Below are 4633 nucleotides of genomic sequence, written 5' to 3' on the forward strand. Positions count from 1 at the left end.
GCGTCGCGGTGATCGGCCGCGACCCCCGCGCCAGTGGCGAGATGCTGGAAGCCGCGGTCATCGCGGGCCTGACCAGTGAGGGCGTGGACGCGCTGCGGACCGGTGTGCTGCCGACCCCGGCGGTCGCCTACCTGACCCACGCCTACGACGCCGATTTCGGGGTGATGATCTCCGCGTCGCACAACCCGATGCCCGACAACGGCATCAAGATCTTCGGGCCAGGCGGGCACAAGCTCGACGACGCGACCGAAGACCAGATCGAGGATCTGGTCGCAACGGGGCCGGGGCTGCGTCCCGTCGGCACCGAAATCGGCCGGGTGATCGACGCCGACGATGCGCTGGACCGCTACCTGCGTCAGGTCGGCAAGGCCAGCACAGTCCAGCTCAACGGGCTGACCGTGGTCGTCGACTGCGCACACGGCGCCGCCTCGGCGGCCGCGCCACGTGCCTACCGCGCAGCCGGTGCGCGCGTGATCGCGATCAACGCCGAACCCAACGGGCTCAACATCAACGACCGCTGTGGCTCGACACATCTGGACGTGCTGCGCTCGGCGGTTCTGCAGCACGGCGCCGACCTCGGATTGGCTCACGACGGTGACGCCGACCGGTGCCTGGCCATCGATGCCGCCGGTGAGGTCGTCGACGGCGACGCCATCATGGTGATCCTCGCGCTGGCGATGCAAGAAGCCGGCGAGCTCGCCGGCAACACGCTGGTCGCCACCGTGATGAGCAATCTCGGCCTGCATCTGGCCATGCGTGCGGCCGGTGTCGATGTTCGCACCACCAGTGTCGGCGACCGATATGTGTTGGAAGAGTTACGATCTGGCGCGTTCAGCCTCGGCGGCGAGCAATCCGGACACATTGTCCTGCCCACGCTGTCGACTACCGGCGACGGCATACTGACCGGCCTGCGGCTGATGTCGCGGATTGCGCAGACCGGCACATCGCTGGCGAACCTGGCCTCTGCGATGCACACCTTGCCGCAGGTCCTGATCAATGTCGACGTCGCCGACAAGGCCGCCGCGGTTGCCGCGCCTTCGGTTCGTGACGCGGTCCAGCGGGCCGAAGACGAACTGGGCGACACCGGACGAATCCTGTTGCGCCCGTCGGGAACCGAACAGATGATTCGGGTCATGGTGGAAGCCGACGACGAGCACGTCGCTCACCGGCTCGCCGCGCACGTCGCCGACACGGTACGCGGCACGCACTAGGCGGAACCGTCGGGCGACGCGTCGCGTCGAACCCGTTATGGCACAACAAGAAGCATTCGTTGACGCTGCAGCAGTGCAGACCGTGGCGAACCGATTTGACGACGCAGCACATCTCATCGACGGCGCGGTTCGAGCCCAGTTCGGCAGGCTGGCCTTCGACGGCACCGCCTCCGGACGTGCCTACATCGGTCAAGGCGATGCTCTGCGGTTTGCGTTGCACCGCCTCGGCACCGATCTTGCGCAGTGGGCACGGGCCAGTATGGAGGTCGCAACCGCGTTGCGGGCCAGCGCTAATCGCTACGCCGACGCCGACCAATTCGCCGCCGCGCGGATCGGCTGAGCATGGCCGACGGGTTCGACGTCGCTGCGCGATTAGCCGAGGGCCGACCCGCGGTCGAGCGCACGCAGACCTATGTCGACGCATGCCATCAGCTGGGCTATCAGCAGCCCGACCTGACCGCGCACGCGTCGCAGGTCTGGGAATGGTACGACACCGAGGCCGGCCTTGACCTGCGGGTGCTCGACGACGACACGGGCGCGCTTCGCGCCGCGGCCACTGCGATCGAGGAGGCGCTGTGGGTGCAGCGCACGCAGGTCACCGAGCTCGCTGTGGCGTGGCGAGGCCGGGGAGCCGATTCCGCGGCACGGTTTCTCCAGCATCACTGCGACGTCGCTACAGCGGTAGCCGCGCGCGTTCGCGCCGCCGCTGAGCACTATGGCGCCCTGCGGGAAGACATCTGGAAGGCAGTCGATGCAAAGGTCGCGACCGCCGTCGCGATCGACGAACGCCGAGCGGCGCAGCGGTCCGACTGGCTGACTGCTGCCCAGTTCGGCACAGCGGGGACGCGGGACCGGTCGACGGCCGAAGAGGTGATTCGCCAACAGATAACTCCGTACGTGGACAACGATATTCGCAACGACTGGCTCGCCGCGATGGGTTCGGGCGCCGCGTCGGTAGCGGCGTCCTACGACGCGGCCATCCACGCGTTGGCGTCGACGTCCGAGGTGCGTTTCGACATTCCGGGCGATTGGGGTCCGGCTTGGCAGCCGGTGCTCGAGCAGCATCCGGTTGCGGAGTCAACACCCGTAATGGCCCTGCCCGCCAACGCGGTGCCGACTGTGGCCGCGGCGGCGCCGGCACCACAACCGTCGATAAACCAAGAGCCGGAGCACTTTTCGGCGGGCGGCCTCGACGATACGGCTTCGATGCCGCCCGAACTGGCGACCCCGCTTGGTGATGTCGGCGGGTTATCCTCCGGCGCAGGCAGTCTCGGGAGTGCTACCGGTGGCATCGGCGGTGTGGTCGGAAGCATCATCGACAGCATCGGCAGCATTCTGGGCTCACTGGCCGGCGGACTCGGCAACGGCACCGGAGTCGGTGACTCGCCGGTCGATGACCCGCTAGAGCTTGCTGACGACAACAAGCCAGACGATGATGATGTCAAGCCAGACGACGCTGTCGAGGACGACAAGCCAGAAGACGCTGTCGAGGACGACAAGCCAGACGACACTGACCTCACGCCCGACCAGCCGGTGGATTCGCTCGCCGAAACCCCTTCGGCGACAAGTGATCCGGTGGGCGAGCCCGTCGGACAGGAATTGGATCCGCCACCGCCCGCTGCACCGGCTGATCAGCCCGGGCCGGCGGCGGCGTCACCGGATGACGGATCGACGCCGTGCGAGATCGCCGAGGACCAGCTACCTCAAGCGGGGCAGTGACATGCGGGCTCAGCCCTTGAGCAGCGCGACGAACTTCTCCTCCGGGCTCAGCGGCGCGGCCTCGTCGCCCATCGGGAGGGTCTTGGGCAGTTGCACGTCGGGGTCGGCGAAGTCGCGGTACGTCTTGTCGCCGCTGAGCGTGTAGAGCAGGTAGCCGGTCAGCAGCGCGCGAGTCGTCTTCTGCGTCTTGCGATCCGGACCACCCAGGCCGAAGGCCGAGGTCAATCGACGGCCCTCGGCCAGCCCGGCGGGCTGAGCCTTAGCGACGATTCGCAGGGTCGCCGTGTCCCAGGCGCGCCAGAGTTCAATGGCATTGGAGCGCAGCGACTTTGCCGACCCCGGAGCGCTGAACACCACACCCGGCACACGAAGTGCCAAGGCCGGCTGCTCTGCAGACGGGTCGGTGATGGCCGGATAGAGCGCGGCCACCGCTTGCGGCTTGGCCTTCATGCCGGCGGCCGCGAACACCGCGGCTGAGCCGCCGAAGCCGTGGCCGATCACGCCGAGCTTGCCGGGATGCACGCTGATCTTTCCAGCCCCGAGTCGCACCCCCGCGGCGATATCCAGCGCAGTGCCCAAGTCGAATGCCAGGTTCAACACCGACGGCGCCACTCCGCGCTCGGTATCGGGTGCTGCAGCGACGATGCCCCAGGAGGCCAGGTGTTCTAGCAGGCCCGAATAGCGGGCCACCCCGGTGAGCCAATCGTGGCCGAACGCCACACCGGGCAGGTTGAAACCGGCCTCGGGCGTGTAGACCACGCCCGGTATTCCCGCGAATGCCAAGTCGCCGCGCAAAACTCGATGGGGCCCACGTCGCGCAAGGGCGCCGACGAGCTTGCTGGTCTTTGCCACCCGATGACGGTAGCGCACGCCGCCGCGGGCCCGGAGCGAGTTGCCGCACCACCGAACAGTCGATATCAAGCTCATTGACAGTAATTCGCCAGCGAAACACGCCCGATGGAGGAGTTTGGCCGCACCGGCGAGGTGGTACGACGGCCGACCACTGGCACGGCTAGGCCCCTGGCATCCGTGATCTAACCGAAATCGACTCTGTGCAGAGGTCCCAACTCGGGGCGGCTGCACTGTTTTGGCGACGCTTCGCAGACCAGGGTGCTTACGTCATCGCCAACACCCGCTGTGCTCGGTAATGAATCTCATTCAATACCAAGCTTATTCACAGGAACTCATAGCGAATTTTGCCTGCCGAGCGTTTAGCTGGGTGGTCCCGGGTGGTACTAAGAACGAGTGATAAACATCAAACAAATCGCAGCTGCGACTGCCATTGCCTCGGGTCTTGGACTCGCCGGCATTGGAGCGGCGAGCATCGCGGAGGCTCAGCCAATGGCCCCGCTCCCGGACTATCACTGGTGCCCCGGCCAGTTCTATGACCCGGGCTGGGGCAACAACTGGGACTGGAACCGCTGTCACGATGACTTCTACGGCGACGGCGACCCCCACGACCGGGATCACTGGCACGGCCCCGGCGACTGGCGCCAGGATAACGACCGCGGCCCGGGTTGGGACCATGACCACCCGGGTGGCCCGGGTTGGGACCATGACCACCCGGGAGGCCCCGGATGGGACAACCATGGTGGCCCGGGATGGGACAACCACGGTCCGGGTGGCCCGGGTTGGAACGACCATCACTGAGTAGCAGCCGACTAGCTAAAACGCTGACCTGATGCAGGTCAGAGGCGTGGGGG

General features: G+C 67.0%; 5 protein-coding genes. 4 read left to right on the forward strand and 1 reads right to left on the reverse strand.

The genetic code is table 11. From position 1 onward, the window contains the following. The 3 genes from glmM to WAO18_RS09720 all read left to right on the forward strand — a co-directional run. The coding region (gene glmM, locus WAO18_RS09710; RefSeq protein WP_422205907.1) for a phosphoglucosamine mutase at window positions 1-1211 on the forward strand (1211 nt) is incomplete at its 5' end. A gap of 37 nt (window positions 1212-1248) precedes the next feature. Beyond that, window positions 1249-1551: a type VII secretion target gene (locus WAO18_RS09715; protein ID WP_422205909.1), complete on the forward strand. Its 303-nt coding sequence runs from the start codon at window positions 1249-1251 to the stop codon at window positions 1549-1551. Window positions 1552-1553: 2 nt separating this feature from the next. Beyond that, window positions 1554-2930, forward strand: coding sequence for a hypothetical protein (locus tag WAO18_RS09720; protein ID WP_422205911.1), 1377 nt, complete (start codon window positions 1554-1556; stop codon window positions 2928-2930). Window positions 2931-2939: 9 nt separating this feature from the next. On the opposite strand, the gene WAO18_RS09725 is transcribed toward WAO18_RS09720, so the two are convergent. Beyond that, window positions 2940-3782: a dienelactone hydrolase family protein gene (locus WAO18_RS09725; RefSeq protein WP_422205912.1), complete on the reverse strand. Its 843-nt coding sequence runs from the start codon at window positions 3780-3782 to the stop codon at window positions 2940-2942. 489 nt (window positions 3783-4271) lie between these two features. On the opposite strand from WAO18_RS09725, the gene WAO18_RS09730 reads away from it, so the two are divergent. Next, window positions 4272-4580, forward strand: a complete 309-nt coding sequence (locus tag WAO18_RS09730) for a hypothetical protein (RefSeq protein WP_422205914.1) — start codon at window positions 4272-4274, stop codon at window positions 4578-4580. Window positions 4581-4633: the final 53 nt, after the last annotated feature.

This window comes from Mycobacterium sp. (assembly GCF_049278535.1).
GTDB lineage: Bacteria > Actinomycetota > Actinomycetes > Mycobacteriales > Mycobacteriaceae > Mycobacterium.

Bases quoted from the DNA above. Each gene is read 5' to 3' on its own strand.
- WAO18_RS09715 (WP_422205909.1), top strand. From the start codon at position 1,249: ATGGCACAACAAGAAGCATTCGTTGACGCTGCAGCAGTGCAGACCGTG.
- WAO18_RS09720 (WP_422205911.1), top strand. From the start codon at position 1,554: ATGGCCGACGGGTTCGACGTCGCTGCGCGATTAGCCGAGGGCCGACCC.
- WAO18_RS09730 (WP_422205914.1), top strand. From the start codon at position 4,272: ATGGCCCCGCTCCCGGACTATCACTGGTGCCCCGGCCAGTTCTATGAC.